This is a genomic window from Streptomyces xiaopingdaonensis, assembly GCF_000262345.1.
GTDB lineage: Bacteria > Actinomycetota > Actinomycetes > Streptomycetales > Streptomycetaceae > Streptomyces > Streptomyces xiaopingdaonensis.
In genome coordinates, this window is sequence record NZ_AJTQ01000335.1 from 1 (window position 1) to 14,924 (window position 14,924).

Consider the following 14,924-nt stretch of genomic DNA (forward strand, 5'->3'; position numbering starts at 1 on the left):
GTCCCGAGGATCACCGCGACGACTGCGGAGAGGAAGCCGACGAGGAGCGAGACTCGCGCCCCGTAGACGATGCGGGCGAGGATGTCGCGGCCGCTCACCGGCTCGACGCCGAGGAGGTGGTCGCCGCTGATCCCGCCGAACGAACCGATGGGGGTCTGGAAGAGCGGGTCGATCAGGTCCTCGTGGCGTTCGTCCGGCGACTGGCCGAGGAGCGCGGTGATCACGGGCGCGAAGATCGCGACGAGGATCAGGACGAGCACGATGACACCGCCGGTGAGCGCGACCTTGTCGCGCTTCAGCCGCTCCCAGGCGATCCGTCCGGGCGAGCGTCCTTCGACGGCCTTGGCGGCTCCGTCACCGGTGACGGGTTCGACCGGAGCCGTCTCGGCCGCCGTGTCATGCAATGGTGCCGTCATCGTGGTGGGAACCCCTCTCGACTGGCGGTGACCAGCCCACGCCTGCCGCTGTGGCGGCTTGTTCGCAAGCAGTTCGTACAGAAGACCGATGGCCTCATCGCCGGGAGTCTTCATCCCGCCGGTGATCAGTCGCCAGACTTCCCCGCGAAAGGATGCGCAACTGTGATGTCGTTCTGCATCTTCCGTTATGCGAACGGAAGTTGGCGCTCTGCGGGGCTGTGCGCCCGCTTATGTCCCGGTTGGGAACGCCCAGCGCCGCACCTCTCGAGAGGGCTCCGCACGGCCGAAAATCCCCTACTGCAAAGGGAATTGAGAACGCCGGGCGGGACTTCCGCATTCCGCCCCGGAGTTGGGACGGCGAACCTCCGCAGCGCGCTGCGGGAGCGCGGGCGTCGGGCCCCGACGGAGACCCCTGGTCCCGCGGGACACCCGTGGACGACACCCGCCCAATCTGCCGCCCTCTGGGGGCGCTTCACGCTCACTCCCCTCGACTACCCCCGAGCCGCGCGGAGTTCACATGCGGAACCTCCGCCGCACCGGCGCACGGACACCCGGGACGGCGCGCGACGGCGTCAGGCGCGCGGGCTGCCGTATCCGAACCCGGGCACGCTCCCCGGCGCGGCACCCGCGTGCACGTCGCGGTCGAAGAAGGGACGGGAGTTGCGGCGGAGCCACATGGCGACGGGGTCGTAGTCGTCCGACATCGCGACGCTGGAGACCGGCAGCCCCTCGGGCGCCGCGGCCACCGACTGCCCCATCATCCGCCGGGCGCCCTCCACCGCCTGCGGGCTGTCGTCGTAGAGCTCCAGGCCGATCGCGAGGTAGGCGACGCCGAGCGCCGGCTGCACCCACGCCCTGCGCAGGGAGCGCACGGCCGGCGTGTGGTGCGCGTTCTGGGTGAGGACGGCGTAGAACTGGGCGGCGTTCAGGGCCGGTTCGCTGATCCGGAGCGGGCCGGCCGGCAGCCGGTCGAGACCCGTCGCGATGCGCCGCAGGTCGAGCCAGGGGATGCCGACGCCGCCGCCGGGAGCGTGCGGATTGAGCCAGATCCCCCAGCGCTCGGGGAAGAGCGCCGCGGCGATCTCCTGCCCCGTGACGACCTCGTGCGCGCGGTTCCAGCCGGAGGCGGCGAGTTCCTGCGCCGAGGTGACGCACGGCGCGTAACCGTACCCGGCGACCTCCATGTTGCCGTACTGCGCGTCGGGGGAGCCCGCCCTGCCGTTCCAGAGCAGCATCCAGACCTGGCCGCGGGCGAGTGCGTTCAACAGCGCCTCGTAGGCGTCGTACCTGCCCGGCGAGATCTGACGCAGTAGTTGCTCGACGCTCTCACCCGCGCTCACCTGAGGCCGCCTTCCCGTCTTCCCCCGACACCGAGGTCGCCTGCCACCCGGGCACGCTTCGGCGCCCCCGCTCCATCCAACCAGCTTACGAGGCGGCCCAGTAGGCGTACGGCTAGGTGGGCGCCCCATCGAGCGACGCGTCCGGCCGCGCCGGAGCCTCACTGCGCGACGGGCAGCCCCTCGCGCGCGTAGAAGGGACGCACGCACTGCCGCATCCACGCGACCATCGGGTCCTCGGCCGCGTCGAGGAAGACGAGCTGCACGGGCCACTTCACCGTGGCACGGCCCAGCGCGCGGCCGACCCCGTCGTGCACCGCCTGCCGCGACGGGGCGTCGAGCAGGTCGAGTTCGACGCCGACGTAGAGAGCGGGCGGGTCGCCTTCGGCGCTCGCCAGCGCCCGCCGGGCCGAGCGCACGGCGCCCACCTGCTGGAGCTCGGCGCCTGCCGCGGAGAGGAACTCCAGCGGGTCGTCCTGCCAGTCGGGCTCGAAGAGGCGCATCCGCGCACCCCGCGCCACGCCCGAAACGGCCTGCTCCGAGGCGGTGTTGGCACACAGCTCCGCAACGGCCTCGGGCGGCAGCGGGACGCCGACGGCACCCCCGGGGTTGATCGCGATGCCCACCTGGGGCGGCAGCCCGCGCGCGAACTCCCTCGCCGGCGCCACGGTGAACGACAGGTGCGCGCCCGCCACGCGCAGGAACTCCTCCTGGGAGCTGAAGACCGGAACGTACGGTGCGCCGCCCAACTCGACCGTGGGCAGGTCGAGATGGGAGCTGTCGGGGCCGCCGCCCTCGGGGAGCGGCACCCAGAGGCTGCTGCGCGCGAGCACCTCCAGCAGACGGGCGCCCGCCTGCTGGACGCCGAGGGAGGCGGCGAGGGTCTCCTCCAGCTCGTTGCCCGGCGGGCCGCCGCCCTGGCCGGGCTCCTCGGGCCCGCCGCCGGAGCCGTACTGCTGCGGAATGGTCATGGGGAACACCCTAGAGGCTGCCGCCGACACCCCGCCCCGCCCACCCGGAACGCGCGCGAGGGACACACGGCCTCCACACCCGTCACTCCGCGGAGTCCTCCGGTTGCGCTCCGCATCGGAGGCGCCAAGGGTGGTTCCCGTCCCCTCGCCGTAGTGCGGCCATCGCGCCGGAGGCGCCGGGACGCACCGGCCGCGCAGCCGGTGGCGACGAAGGACCCACTCCGACAGACCCGAGGAACAGGTATGCGTCTCTCCAGAACCGTCGCGGCGGCGACCGCGGCAGCCGCCCTCGCGGGCTCCCTCGCACTCGCCGCCGGCACGGCCGCAGCCGGGAACGAGCCCGCGCCCCGCACCCCGAGCCACTCCGCCCCCGCACGCCCCCAACTCGCCGAGACGGCAGGCACGCTCGAGCGTGCGGACCAGGTGCTGCGCCCCGTCAGCGCACTCCTCACCGAGGTGCTCAGCGACGGCGCCCGGCTCTCCGAGTCCCAGGCGGACCGCCGCGTCGCCGAGGCCGTCCGCGCCCTCGACACCGTCCGCACCGCCACCCCCGCGCGCGCTTCGGGACACCGCACGGCCGCCGACTCGGCCGCACTCGTCCAGCGCGCCGCCGACCGGCTGGAGAAGCGCGTACGCGCGCTCGCCGACGCGGCACGCAGCGGCGGCCGCGCCCGCGTCGACAGCGCTGCCGATGCCGCGCTCACCGGGTCCATGGACCTGCTCGCCGCACTCGTCGCGGGCGGCAACCTGCCGACGGCACGCATGCCGGGGCTGCCGACCCACACCGCGCCCGAGGCGCACGCGAAGGTGCCCGCGGCGCCCGAACCGCCCGCACGGTCCGGCCCGTTGGACGGCTGAGGTTCCGCTAGCCGACGGCCAGGCGGCCGGCGCGGTCGGGCTCCGCCTCGCGGCGCCGCCCGAAGGCGAGCCGGCGCACGCACGCGGCGGCCCGGCGGTCGAGCAGCACGACGGAGACGCACGGCCACGGCATCCGCCCCCGCTCCGCCCCCGCTATCAGCCGCGCGACCGCTCTGCGGTGCCGGAGGAACGCGTACGCGGAGACGCGCCGCCCCCGGCCGGCCTGGCCCAGGAGCGCGTCGCCGGGAGCGACGTCGAGGAGGAGCAGGTGCATCCCGCGCCCGCCGCGCACCGCCGCCCTGGAGATCCAGCGAAGCACCCACGCCTGCGCCCCGCACGCGTGCACCACGGCGCCCGACCCGGAGGCGAGTGCGCGGTGGAGCGCCGCGTAGTGCGCCAGGCGCACGAGCGGGCGGTAGAGCGCGTAGGGGAGCCAACTCGGGACTCTGCGGGCCCAGTCCTCCCTGACGTCCTGCGAGTCGATGCGCACCAGGTGCCGTCCGGGGCGTACCGCCCGCCCGATCAGCGTGGACTTGCCGCTGCCCGGCAGCCCGGAGACGACGACGAGATCGCCGGCGGGGAAGCGGAGCGTCCTGCGCTCCGCGGAACCGCGCAGATCCCTGCAGCGGAGCTCGGGCCCCGCGTCCTCCGACGGAACCTCCGGAGACGCCGACGCCGCCCCACCGCCCGCCGGATGCCCGCTGCGCAGGCTCTCCACTGGTGCCCTCCCCGGGTGTGCTCGCGCACCGTGCGCGCCCCCGCGCTGTCGCTCAGCACGGTCAGAATGCCAAGGAAAGGTAATGGCCTTCAAGGCGATTGCCGGCCGACGGGGGGCAGCGCACGGCGCGTTCACCGTGCGATGATGGCCGCCGCCAACTCCATACCGGCCGCATGAATCCGCGCGGGAGAGTTCCCGGGACAGAAGGCCCGGGGCGCCGAAGGAGCAAGATCCTCCCTTGAATCTCTCAGGCCCCGATACCGCGCGGGCCAGGCAGATCTGGAAAGCGAGCCCCCGCGGGCTCCACCCACGGTGCAAGCCGCGTCCCCGCTCCGGGTCGCGGTGAAGCTCTCAGGTTCCGATGACAGATGGGGAGGACATCCGCGTCAGCACACCTACGGGAGCCCCTTCATGACCGAGCCCTCGGCACCCCCGCGCCGCACCGCCCTCGACGAGGTGCACCGCTCGCTCGGCGCCACCATGACCGACTTCGCCGGCTGGGAGATGCCGCTCCGCTACGCCAGCGAGCGCGAGGAGCACCAGGCGGTCCGCACCCGCGCGGGGCTCTTCGACCTCTCCCACATGGGCGAGTTCACCGTCTCGGGCCCCGCCGCCTGCGACCTCCTCGACTACGCCTTCATCGGCAACCTCGGCTCCCTCCGCACGGGCCGCGCCCGCTACACGATGCTCTGCGACGAGCGCGGCGGCATCCTCGACGACCTGATCGTCTACCGCACCGCTGAGGACCGCTACCTCGTCGTCGCCAACGCCGCCAACGCCGGGACGGTCCTCGCCGCGCTCCGCGAGCGCGCCACCGGCTTCGACGCGCAGGTCGCCGACGACCGCGACACGTACGCGCTCCTCGCCGTCCAGGGCCCGGCGGCGGCCGGCATCCTCGCCCGGCTCACCGACGCCGAGTTGGAGGGGCTCCGCTACTACGCAGGACTCCCCGGCACCGTCGCCGGCGCGGAAGCGCTGATCGCACGCACGGGGTACACGGGCGAGGACGGCTTCGAGCTCTTCCTCGCCCCTGCCGACGCACCCGCCGTCTGGCAGGCGCTCCTCGACGCGGGCGCCGGGGACGGCCTCACCCCGTGCGGTCTGAGCTGCCGCGACACCCTCCGCCTCGAAGCCGGCATGCCGCTCTACGGGCACGAACTCTCCACCGCGCTCACGCCGTTCGACGCCGGGCTCGGCCGGACGGTGAAGTTCGAGAAGCCGGGGAACGAGGGCGCGTTCGTCGGGCGTGAGGCGCTCCAGGAGGCTGCGGCCCGTGCCGAGTCGGCGCCGCCGCGGGTGCTCGTCGGGCTCGTCGCGCAGGGGCGCCGGGTGCCCCGCGCCGGGTACGCGGTCGTCTCGTCCGACGGCACCGTGCTCGGCGAGGTCACCTCGGGCGCCCCGTCGCCGACGCTCGGGAAGCCGATCGCGATGGCGTACGTCGACGCCGGGCACGCGGTGCCCGGTACGGAGGGCGTCGCCGTCGACATCCGGGGCTCGCGCGAGCCGTACAACGTCGTGGCGCTCCCCTTCTACAAGCGCGAGCGCTGAGCGCGCTCCTGCCAACGGCCGCGCGGCCGAGCGCCGCCGCGCTCCGGCGTGCACCGCCGGCGCCGCCACACGCCTGTGCACTGTGCGCCTCGTCCCATCTGCCAAGACCGCTTACTGTCCGGGTCCGTCGTCGAGGAGAATCAGACCATGAGCAACCCCCAGCAGCTTCGCTACAGCAAGGAGCACGAGTGGCTCTCCGAGCCGGTCGACGGCGTCGCGACCATCGGGATCACGGCGCACGCGGCCGACGCGCTCGGCGATGTCGTCTTCGTCCAGCTCCCTGACGCCGGCGACACCGTGAGCGCCGGTGACACCTGTGGCGAGCTGGAGTCGACCAAGTCCGTCAGCGACCTCTACTCCCCCGTCAGCGGCGAGGTCACCGAGGTGAACCAGGACGTGGTGGACGACCCCGCACTGGTCAACTCCGCCCCGTTCGAGGGCGGCTGGCTCTTCAAGGTGCGCCTCGACCCGTCCGGAGCCCCGGACGACCTGCTCAGCGCCGACGAGTACACGGCGTTCGCAACGGGGAACTGACCACCGCCGCCAGCCGCGCGCACCCCGGGTTCAGCGCCGAGCGCGGGAAGGCTCGCGGACCCGCAGCGGACTGCCCGGCACGGGGCCCGCCGGCCCGCCGGCAGACCGCAGACTCACCCAGCCTCGCCACAGGGATGGATACATGTCGCTTCTCAACAGCTCGCTCCACGAGGTGGACCCGGACGTCGCCGCCGCCGTCGACCAGGAGCTCCACCGCCAGCAGTCGACCCTGGAGATGATCGCCTCCGAGAACTTCGCGCCGGTCGCGGCGATGGAGGCGCAGGGCTCCGTGCTCACCAACAAGTACGCGGAGGGCCTCCCCGGGCGCCGCTACTACGGCGGCTGCGAGTACGTCGACGTGGTGGAGAACCTCGCGCGCGACCGCGTCAAGGAGCTCTTCGGGGCCGAAGCCGCCAACGTGCAGCCGCACTCGGGCGCCCAGGCCAACGCGGCCGCGATGTTCGCGCTGCTGAAGCCGGGCGACACCATCATGGGCCTCGACCTCGCGCACGGCGGCCACCTCACCCACGGGATGAAGATCAACTTCTCGGGGAAGCTCTACGACGTCGTCGCCTACCAGGTCGACGAGAAGACCGACCAGGTCGACATGGACGCGGTCGAGCGCCTCGCCAAGGAACACCGCCCGAAGATGATCGTCGCCGGCTGGTCCGCGTACCCGCGGCAGCTCGACTTCGCCGCCTTCCGGCGGATCGCGGACGAGGTCGGCGCCCTTCTCATGGTCGACATGGCCCACTTCGCCGGCCTCGTCGCCGCCGGCCTCCACCCCTCCCCCGTGCCGTACGCGGACGTCGTCACCACCACGACGCACAAGACGCTCGGCGGGCCGAGGGGCGGCGTGATCCTCACCAAGAAGGAGCACGCGAAGAAGATCAACTCGGCGGTCTTCCCCGGCCAGCAGGGCGGTCCGCTGGAGCACGTGATCGCGGCGAAGGCCGTCGCCTTCAAGATCGCGGCGTCCGAGGAGTTCAAGGAGCGGCAGCAGCGCACCGTGGCGGGCGCGAAGCTCCTCGCCGAGCGGCTGCTCAAGCAGGACGCCGTCGACGCGGGCGTCTCCGTCCTCTCGGGCGGCACCGACGTCCACCTCGTCCTCGTCGACCTGCGCAACAGCGAACTCGACGGCCAGCAGGCCGAGGACCGCCTCCACGAGATCGGCATCACGGTCAACCGCAACGCGGTCCCCAACGACCCGCGCCCCCCCATGGTCACCTCGGGCCTGCGCGTCGGCACCCCGGCGCTCGCCACCCGCGGCTTCACCGAGGAGGACTTCCGCGAGGTCGCCGACGTCCTCGCCGAGGCCCTGCTGCCCGGCTTCGACGAGGCCACGTCGCGGTCGCTCGCGGCCCGCGTCAAGGCCCTCGCCGACAAGCACCCGCTCTACCCGGAGCTCGGCACCGCGAACTGAGCACGCAAGCCGCGCGGGGCGCGCCGTCGACCACGGCGCGCCCCGCCCTGCACCACCGGGGGCCAACCCCCCGTTCGGACAAAGGAGTCCGCACCATGGCCATCTCCGTCTTCGACCTCTTCTCCATCGGCATCGGCCCGTCCAGCTCGCACACCGTCGGCCCGATGCGCGCCGCGCGGATGTTCGTCCGGCGACTGAAGAACGAAGGCGCGCTGGCCCAGACCGCCTCCGTCCGCGCCGAACTCTTCGGCTCCCTCGGCGCGACGGGTCACGGGCACGGCACCCCGAAGGCGGTCCTCCTCGGCCTGGAGGGCGAGTCCCCGCGGACCGTCGACACCGCGGAGGCCGACCGCCGGATCGAGGAGATCCGCAGCGCGGGCCGCCTCCGCCTCCTCGCCACCGAGATAGGCGACGCGCACACCGTCCCCTTCGACGAGCGCACCCAGCTCATCCTGCACCGGCGCCGCTCCCTGCCGTACCACGCCAACGGCATGACCCTCTTCGCCTACGACGCCGAGGGCGCGCCGCTCGTCGAGAAGACGTACTACTCGGTCGGCGGCGGCTTCGTCGTCGACGAGGACGCCGTGGGCGAGGACCGCATCAAGCTCGACGACACGGTGCTGCGCCACCCCTTCCGCACCGGCGACGAACTGCTGCGCCGCACACGGGAGACGGGCCTCTCGGTCTCGGCGCTGATGCTGGAGAACGAGCGCGCCTGGCGCACCGAGGACGAGGTACGCGCCGGCCTCCTGGAGATCTGGGAGGTGATGCGCGCGTGCGTCGCCCGCGGCCTCGGCACGGAGGGCATCCTCCCCGGCGGCCTCAAGGTCCGCCGCCGCGCCGCCGTCTCGGCCCGCCAACTGCGCGCCCAGGGAAGCCCGGAGACCGCGTCCGCGCACGCGACCGACTGGGTCACCCTCTACGCCATGGCCGTCAACGAGGAGAACGCCGCGGGCGGCCGGATCGTCACCGCCCCGACCAACGGCGCCGCCGGCATCATCCCCGCCGTCCTCCACTACGCCCGCGACTTCGTCCCCGGCACCGACGACGACGCCGTCGTACGCTTCCTCCTCGCGGCCGGCGCCGTCGGCATGCTCTTCAAGGAGAACGCGTCGATCTCCGGCGCCGAGGTCGGCTGCCAGGGCGAGGTCGGCTCCGCCTGCTCGATGGCGGCGGGCGGCCTCGCCGAAGTCCTCGGCGGCACCCCCGAACAGGTCGAGAACGCCGCCGAGATCGGCATCGAGCACAACCTCGGCCTCACCTGCGACCCCGTCGGCGGCCTCGTGCAGATCCCTTGCATCGAACGCAACGGCATGGCAGCCGTCAAGGCCGTCACAGCGGCCCGCATGTCCCTGCGCGGCGACGGCCGCCACCACGTCTCCCTCGACAAGGCCATCAAGACGATGCGCGAGACGGGAGCCGACATGAAGGTCAAGTACAAGGAGACGGCGCGGGGCGGGCTGGCGGTGAACGTCATCGAGTGCTGAGCGCCGGGCTTTGACCTGCGACTCCGAGGTCTTCAGCTCTGTCACGGTCTTCTCCGTCTGTACGACGGAACAGCCCTGAGAAGTCCCTCTGGCAGAGCTGAAAGTCCCTGAAAAATTTCTCGGGCAGGTTGTCGGCCTGCGACACCCACCAACCGTCGGTCTCCGTCGAGTGTTTCGCCAACTCGACGAGCGCTTCTCGCTCGGCGTCCGGCAGTCCGTGGACACGACAGAGCTGGTCGACGTGGCTCCAGCGAACTGTGCCCTTCGCCCGTTCGTAGCGGCTGACGGTGGCCTTCGAGACGCCCGCTCTGCGTCCTGCCTCCTCTGCGGTGAGGCCCGAGCCCTCCCGCAGCGCGTGCAGACGAAAGCCCAATTGGCGGTGGCGAGTTGTCGGTCCCTCCGGCACGATTCCCCCTCTCGGAGCCACGGCGTGGCGGGCAGAAAGTCGGACCTCCACGGCAATACGCCGACGAACCACGGCCGGATGGGCGGCAGCCGGGGCGGGCGAACGGCCATGTCACCGTTTCACAAGGCGAGTTGGGCAGAGAGGTGCAGCCGCGCGATCCCCCGATCGGAATCGATCAGGGTTGTCACCGGCCGCCGCAGTGATATTGGATGAACTTTGGGGGGGCGCAGCGCCTGGTGTGCTGCTAGCGCACGGACGGGCCAGTGTGCCCTGAACCCCGAGGTGTCATCGATCGACGCTGCGCGCGGGCCGGTTCGACGTTCTCGGACGGCTGCCGGCCGTAGAAACGTGCATGCGTGGATGAATACAGCGCACGTAAGGAGAGTTCATGAAGTCGTGGCGTTCCCGCGCCCGCGTCGGCATTGTCGCCGGCGTCGCAGCGGTCACCCTGCCGATGGCCGCAGCCACCGCTGTTGCCGAAGCCCCGCCCGGCGACGGCTGGGGCGAGCCGCAGGGACAGCTCACCTACGACTCCAAGAAGGCGTGCGAGGACTCGGAGAAGGACCCCGCCGCACAGCTGGGTTACGACGAGGTGTGGTGCGACGGGCCCGGCGGTAGGGGCTCGTACAAGGTCTACTACCGCTGATCCCCGACGCGTGACCCGGGTCGGCCCTCCTGGCGTACAGCGCCGGGAGGGCCGACCTGTGCCGTACGTGCCCGACTGCCGCAGGCGGCAGCTGTGTTGAAGGCCCCACGACGGCCGCGCACCCGAAAGCCGCCCACTGCGCGCGGCACAGCCCCCCCGGGAACGCGGCCCGGTCAGACGGCAGGAGTAGTCGCGTCGACGGCCGCGGGGGACGTTCATCGCCATGATGGCCCTGGCCCTGGCCCTGGCCCTGGCCCTGGCCCTGGCCCTCTGCATGATCGCGTCGCTTGTCCAGCAGGTCTCATCGTCGAACTTCCGGTGCTCGAGTAAGGCGCCCGTCAGCCTTGGACCCGCGTGATCACCAACGCCATGAACCAGTTCCAAGTCCTCCCCAACCCCGACTGACCAGCCGACCCGACCATTCCGCCAACCCGCACCACCACCCAGGAACTGAAGCTTCCCCTCAATCATGGACACCTGGAGACTGGGGCTTGAGGTTCCAGAGGAAGTAGCGCCAGGTGGGAAGCAAGTACGCGAAGCGGTGCACCGAAGAGTTCGACCGCCTTCTTCGTGAAGGAGAACGACCGGTGAGCGAGCTGACCGGTTGATCCATGCTGAGAAGGCCAACTACTCGCTCGTTGTGCTGTGCCGAGTGCTGCACGTCGCCCGCTCCTCCTACTACGCCTGGCACCAGGGCGAGGCCGCCCGCCAGGCCCGGCAGGCCGCCGACGACGCGCTCGCGCACGAGATTACGGTGCTGCACATCGCCTCCCGCCGCACCTACGGTGTCCCGCGCATCCACGCCGAACTGCGGCGTCCGGGACGGCGGGTGAACCGCAAACGCATCGCCCGCGTGATGCGCGAGCGCGACATCCGAGGCGTCACCCGCCGCAAGCGGTGTTCTCTGACCCGGCCGGACAAGAAAGCGAAGCCGGGCATAACCGACGAGTCACCAGGATCACGGGGAAACTTCAGTACCGGCTCGCCCCACTGCGACACACACCGCACGACTTCCGTCGGCTTGTCTCTGCTTGGTTCCCGTGTGGCGCTTGGCTCCGTCTCACGGACCTGCGGTCGGTCCGAGGGCTTTCCCCAGCAGACTCACCAGGTTGAGCAGGTCGTCGGTGTCCAGTCGGGCGAAGGGGCTCGACGCCAGGGTTGCCTCGATCACCGCGGTTCGTGTCCGTCGGCCGTCCTCCGTGAGCGCTACGACGCGTGAACGGCGGTCGGTGGGGTCGGCGAAACGCTCGACGAGTCCCCGACCGGTGAGCTGATTCATGACGAAGCTGAGGTTGGGCGCGTTGCAGTGCAGCCGGCCGGCCAATTCCTTCATCGACGGCGGCGCCTCGGCCGGGTCGATCATCCAGAGTGCCTGAGCATTTGCGCGCGTCAGACCGTGTTCGGCCAGGACGCTCTCGATCCGGTCGCCGGTCTGCATGAAGATCTCGTGGTTCGTCACCACCGCTGCCTCAAGGATGCTTCGCTTCATGGCTTCATCCTAGCCTTTTGCTTCGAGTCTCGAAGTGTTACTTTGTTCGAGTCTCGAAGCAACTGCTTCTCGCTCCGCTGCCGACCCGAGACGTCGCCGGATCGGGACGCTCCGCACGTCCAGTCCTTCCCGCGGCCCGTCCGCTCCGACGCGCCGTCGCCCAGCCGAACAGGAAGCACTCACTCATGCACGACTACACGAACACCACCGCCGTGGTCACCGGCGCCTCGAAGGGGCTGGGCGAGGCTTACGCGCGGGAACTCGCCTCCCGCGGCGCGCACCTCGTCCTTGTCGCCCGCTCGGCCGACGCACTGCACACCCTTGCCGAGCAGATCCGGACGGCGCATTCCGTCCGAGTCGATGTGATCGTCGCGGACCTGTCCGACCGGCGGTCCCCGCGGACGGTGGTCGACACCGTCGAGAAACTTGGTCTGGAAGTAGACCTCCTGGTCAACAACGCCGGGATGGGGTCGGTGGGACCCTTCCTCGGCCGTCCCCTCGAACCCAACCTCCGGTCCGTCGACGTGAACGTCACCGCGCTGATCGGCCTGGTCCACCTCCTGGGCGCCGGCATGGTCGAACGCGGCCGCGGCGGCATCGTCAACGTCGCCTCCACCGCCGCCTTCCAACCCATGCCGTACCAGGCCAGTTACGCCGCCACCAAAGCATTCGTGCTCTCGTTCACCGAGGCGCTCGCCGAGGAGGTCCGCAATACCGGCGTACGTGTGATGGCGGCCCACCCGGGAGCCACCGATACCGGATTCTTCGACCGGACAACCGCGTCCATGGACCCGAAGACCACGGACACCTCCGCCGACGTCGCTGCCAGAACACTCGACGACTTCTCGCGCGGCCGGTCCATCTCCTTTCCCGGACGCACCTCCACCCGCGCCGGAACCTGGGCGCCGCGCCTGCTCCCCCGGACCACGGTCGCCCGCATCACCGGCAACCTCAACCGCAAGGCCGGATTCGACGACGTCAGCGACCTCGACCCCGCCGCCTCGTGACGCCGGAACCCGCGGCGCGAAGACGAACAACGGCACCGACAGCCCTACCGAGGCCGCCCAGCGCGGGTACCGGCTGCATGCCGACAGCGCACCCGAAAGCCGCGTCTCCGATTCCGACCGAAGTCGACGGAGTCGGGGGTCCGCTCACCGCGCGAAAATACACCGGCCGACCGGTATGTGTTGACGTCCCGACGGGTCGGTTTCTACGCTGTGGAGCCGTCACGCCTGCTCCAACTCGACTACAGTGACCGGGAGTCGGTCGACGAGAAGGCAACGAGGGGCCTCGCCTCTTCCTGCATGGGTACCGCCGGACCACCGGCGGACGGACACCGAAACGTGCGGTCACCTGCCGAGCCGACCGGTTGAACGGGCGGTGCCACTCTCAGCGGCCGAGAGCGCTCGTCGAGGGGGAGGTATCGGCTCCAGCCGCCGTCATGTGCGCAAAGGAAGCGACGACATGGGTGCTTTGAGCGGCAAGACAGCACTCGTCACCGGAGGAAGCCGCGGCATCGGCCGAGGCATCGCATGCAAGCTGGCCGGCGAAGGAGCCCTGGTCGGGGTGCACTTCGGGAACGACGAGGCAGCCGCGCGCGAAACCACGGCCCACATCCGCGAGGCGCAGGGGCGTGCCTTCGCCATCCGCGCCACCTTCGGAACTCCGGACGACGTGGAGACCCTCTACACGAAGTTCGACGAGGGAATCGGCGAGGCAGGAGAGAGTCCCGGATTCGACATCCTCGTCAACAACGCGGCGGTAAGCGGGTCGTCACGGATAGACGAGGTCACGCCCGAGCTGTTCGACCGGCTTTTCACGGTCAATGTCCGGACGCTGTTGTTCGTCGTGCAGCAGGGGCTCGAACGGATGCGTGACGGCGGCCGGATCATCAACGTCTCGTCGGCGGCCACCAGGATCGCCTATCCCGAATCCGTCGTGTACGCGATGAGCAAGGGCGCTTTGAACACCTTCACGCTGGCTCTCGCCAAGGAGCTCGGGCCCCGCGGGATCACCGTGAACGCCGTGGCGCCCGGCTTCGTGGAGACCGATATGAACGCGTCGAAGCGCACGACGGACCAGGAGAGCGACGCGCTCGCCTCCTGGTCCGTCTTCGGCCGCCTCGGACAACCGGGCGACGTGGCCGAGATCGTGGCCTTCCTCGCCTCCGGCGCTTCGGGGTGGATCACCGGGCAGTGCATCGACGCGTCGGGCGGCTCGAGGCTGTGAGGAGGAGCTGCCTCCACGCCCGCTGCACGACGTCCGCTCCTTTGCCGATGCGTGCTCAGCGGGAGGAACGCTGCGCCGCAACGATCTGCTCCGTACTGGGGTCGGGGGCGCCCCGCCCGGCGAGCCAGGCCGCGACGGACGGGAACTGCACCGCCAGGGCGCAGCGCACCCGCAGCCCCAGCGGCGCGACGTTGATCTCGGCACGGTTCTCCGCGACGGCCCGCAGCACCGCCGACGCCACCTGGTCCGGTGTGACAGGACGCGCCCCCCGCGGCAGCGGCGCTCCGGTCCTGGCGAACATGCCCGCCCCTCCGACGAAGCCCGGCTGGGTCAGCGAGACTCCGACGCCGGCCGCGCCCAAGTCGAGGCGCAGAGCATGTGCGAAACCGCGCAAGCCGAACTTGGTGGCGGTGTACAGGGACGAGTACGGAGTCGCCGCCTTCCCCGACATCGAGCCCACGAAGGCGAGGTGCCCCCGCCCGGCGTCGACCATCGCCGGAGCGAGCAGCCGGGCGAGCAGGACCGCGGAGCCCAGGTTGACCTCCAGAGCCCGAGCGACCTGCTCGGGAGCGTATTCGAGCAGGTCGCCGCTGGCGGGCAGGGCCGCGTTCGCGAGCAGGACGCGGACGTCCGGGCAGCGCTCGGCGAGCTCCGCGACCTGCTGTGGATCGCTGACGTCGGCGGGAATCCAGCGGGCGCCGAGTTCCTCGGCGAGTTCGCGGAGCGCGTCCGCGTCGCGCCCCGTCACGATCAGGTCGGCTCCTGCCTCGGTGACGCGACGGGCGAGCACCCTTCCGACGCCTCCCGTGGCGCCGGTGAGCAGGACGGTCTCTCCAGCGATCTGCATGCTTCGTCTCCTCGG

At 71.4% G+C, this 14,924-nt stretch carries 14 protein-coding genes, 2 pseudogenes and 2 riboswitches; of the genes and pseudogenes, 9 read left to right on the forward strand and 7 right to left on the reverse strand.

Annotation, left to right across the window (positions count from 1 at the left end; translation table 11 throughout):
- The 3 genes and pseudogenes from UWG_RS0125350 to UWG_RS0125360 form a co-directional block, all read right to left on the reverse strand.
- Positions 1 to 416, reverse strand: a pseudogene (locus UWG_RS0125350) (ABC transporter permease); the annotation flags it as partial.
- A gap of 572 nt (positions 417 to 988) precedes the next feature.
- Positions 989 to 1,756, reverse strand: a complete 768-nt coding sequence (locus UWG_RS0125355; protein WP_016909999.1) for an enhanced serine sensitivity protein SseB C-terminal domain-containing protein — start codon at positions 1,754 to 1,756, stop codon at positions 989 to 991.
- Between the two features lie 158 nt (positions 1,757 to 1,914).
- Positions 1,915 to 2,724, reverse strand: coding sequence for an enhanced serine sensitivity protein SseB C-terminal domain-containing protein (locus UWG_RS0125360; protein WP_016910000.1), 810 nt, complete (start codon positions 2,722 to 2,724; stop codon positions 1,915 to 1,917).
- Between the two features lie 243 nt (positions 2,725 to 2,967).
- Between UWG_RS0125360 and UWG_RS0125365 the strand changes: the two genes are divergently transcribed.
- Entirely contained in the window at positions 2,968 to 3,582 is a 615-nt protein-coding gene (locus tag UWG_RS0125365; RefSeq protein WP_016910001.1) for a hypothetical protein, read from the forward strand.
- Between the two features lie 7 nt (positions 3,583 to 3,589).
- On the opposite strand, the gene UWG_RS0125370 is transcribed toward UWG_RS0125365, so the two are convergent.
- On the reverse strand, positions 3,590 to 4,300 hold the full coding sequence (locus UWG_RS0125370) for an AAA family ATPase (RefSeq protein WP_016910002.1): 711 nt from the start codon (positions 4,298 to 4,300) through the stop codon (positions 3,590 to 3,592).
- Between the two features lie 174 nt (positions 4,301 to 4,474).
- Positions 4,475 to 4,573, forward strand: a riboswitch (glycine riboswitch).
- Positions 4,574 to 4,678, forward strand: a riboswitch (glycine riboswitch). It abuts the riboswitch before it with no gap.
- A 33-nt stretch (positions 4,679 to 4,711) separates the two neighbouring features.
- Between UWG_RS0125370 and gcvT the strand changes: the two genes are divergently transcribed.
- The 4 genes from gcvT (at position 4,712) to UWG_RS0125390 (ending at position 9,292) form a co-directional block, all read left to right on the forward strand.
- The gene (gcvT, locus tag UWG_RS0125375; protein WP_016910003.1) at positions 4,712 to 5,848 is read left to right on the forward strand and encodes a glycine cleavage system aminomethyltransferase GcvT; all 1,137 of its coding nucleotides are present in this window, start codon (positions 4,712 to 4,714) and stop codon (positions 5,846 to 5,848) included.
- 147 nt (positions 5,849 to 5,995) lie between these two features.
- Positions 5,996 to 6,382 (forward strand): glycine cleavage system protein GcvH, encoded by a 387-nt coding sequence (gcvH, locus tag UWG_RS0125380; protein WP_016910004.1) that lies wholly within the window; start codon positions 5,996 to 5,998, stop codon positions 6,380 to 6,382.
- A 142-nt stretch (positions 6,383 to 6,524) separates the two neighbouring features.
- The gene (glyA, locus tag UWG_RS0125385; protein ID WP_016910005.1) at positions 6,525 to 7,805 is read left to right on the forward strand and encodes a serine hydroxymethyltransferase; all 1,281 of its coding nucleotides are present in this window, start codon (positions 6,525 to 6,527) and stop codon (positions 7,803 to 7,805) included.
- Between the two features lie 95 nt (positions 7,806 to 7,900).
- Positions 7,901 to 9,292: an L-serine ammonia-lyase gene (locus UWG_RS0125390; RefSeq protein ID WP_016910006.1), complete on the forward strand. Its 1,392-nt coding sequence runs from the start codon at positions 7,901 to 7,903 to the stop codon at positions 9,290 to 9,292.
- On the opposite strand, the gene UWG_RS32370 is transcribed toward UWG_RS0125390, so the two are convergent.
- Complete coding sequence (locus UWG_RS32370; RefSeq protein WP_337459957.1) at positions 9,279 to 9,770, reverse strand: helix-turn-helix domain-containing protein; 492 nt, start codon at positions 9,768 to 9,770, stop codon at positions 9,279 to 9,281. The two genes, UWG_RS0125390 and UWG_RS32370, sit on opposite strands and share 14 nt — an antisense overlap.
- A gap of 316 nt (positions 9,771 to 10,086) precedes the next feature.
- Between UWG_RS32370 and UWG_RS0125395 the strand changes: the two genes are divergently transcribed.
- Complete coding sequence (locus UWG_RS0125395) at positions 10,087 to 10,344, forward strand: hypothetical protein (protein WP_016910007.1); 258 nt, start codon at positions 10,087 to 10,089, stop codon at positions 10,342 to 10,344.
- A 652-nt stretch (positions 10,345 to 10,996) separates the two neighbouring features.
- Positions 10,997 to 11,230 (forward strand): annotated as a pseudogene (locus UWG_RS34315) (IS3 family transposase); the annotation flags it as partial.
- A gap of 174 nt (positions 11,231 to 11,404) precedes the next feature.
- Here the strand turns inward: UWG_RS34315 and UWG_RS0125405 are convergent.
- Positions 11,405 to 11,833 (reverse strand): MarR family winged helix-turn-helix transcriptional regulator, encoded by a 429-nt coding sequence (locus UWG_RS0125405; RefSeq protein ID WP_016910009.1) that lies wholly within the window; start codon positions 11,831 to 11,833, stop codon positions 11,405 to 11,407.
- Between the two features lie 185 nt (positions 11,834 to 12,018).
- Here UWG_RS0125405 and UWG_RS0125410 point away from each other — a divergent pair, with 185 nt between their 5' ends.
- Together UWG_RS0125410 and UWG_RS0125415 are read left to right on the forward strand one after the other, a co-directional pair.
- Positions 12,019 to 12,840, forward strand: coding sequence for an SDR family NAD(P)-dependent oxidoreductase (locus UWG_RS0125410; protein WP_016910010.1), 822 nt, complete (start codon positions 12,019 to 12,021; stop codon positions 12,838 to 12,840).
- Between the two features lie 457 nt (positions 12,841 to 13,297).
- Positions 13,298 to 14,062 carry an SDR family oxidoreductase gene (locus tag UWG_RS0125415; RefSeq protein ID WP_016910011.1) on the forward strand — a complete coding sequence of 255 codons (765 nt, stop codon included), beginning with the start codon at positions 13,298 to 13,300 and terminating at the stop codon, positions 14,060 to 14,062.
- Positions 14,063 to 14,117: 55 nt separating this feature from the next.
- Here UWG_RS0125415 and UWG_RS0125420 read toward each other — a convergent pair whose 3' ends face one another.
- Positions 14,118 to 14,909, reverse strand: a complete 792-nt coding sequence (locus tag UWG_RS0125420; RefSeq protein ID WP_016910012.1) for an SDR family NAD(P)-dependent oxidoreductase — start codon at positions 14,907 to 14,909, stop codon at positions 14,118 to 14,120.
- Between the last annotated feature and the right edge of the window lie 15 nt (positions 14,910 to 14,924).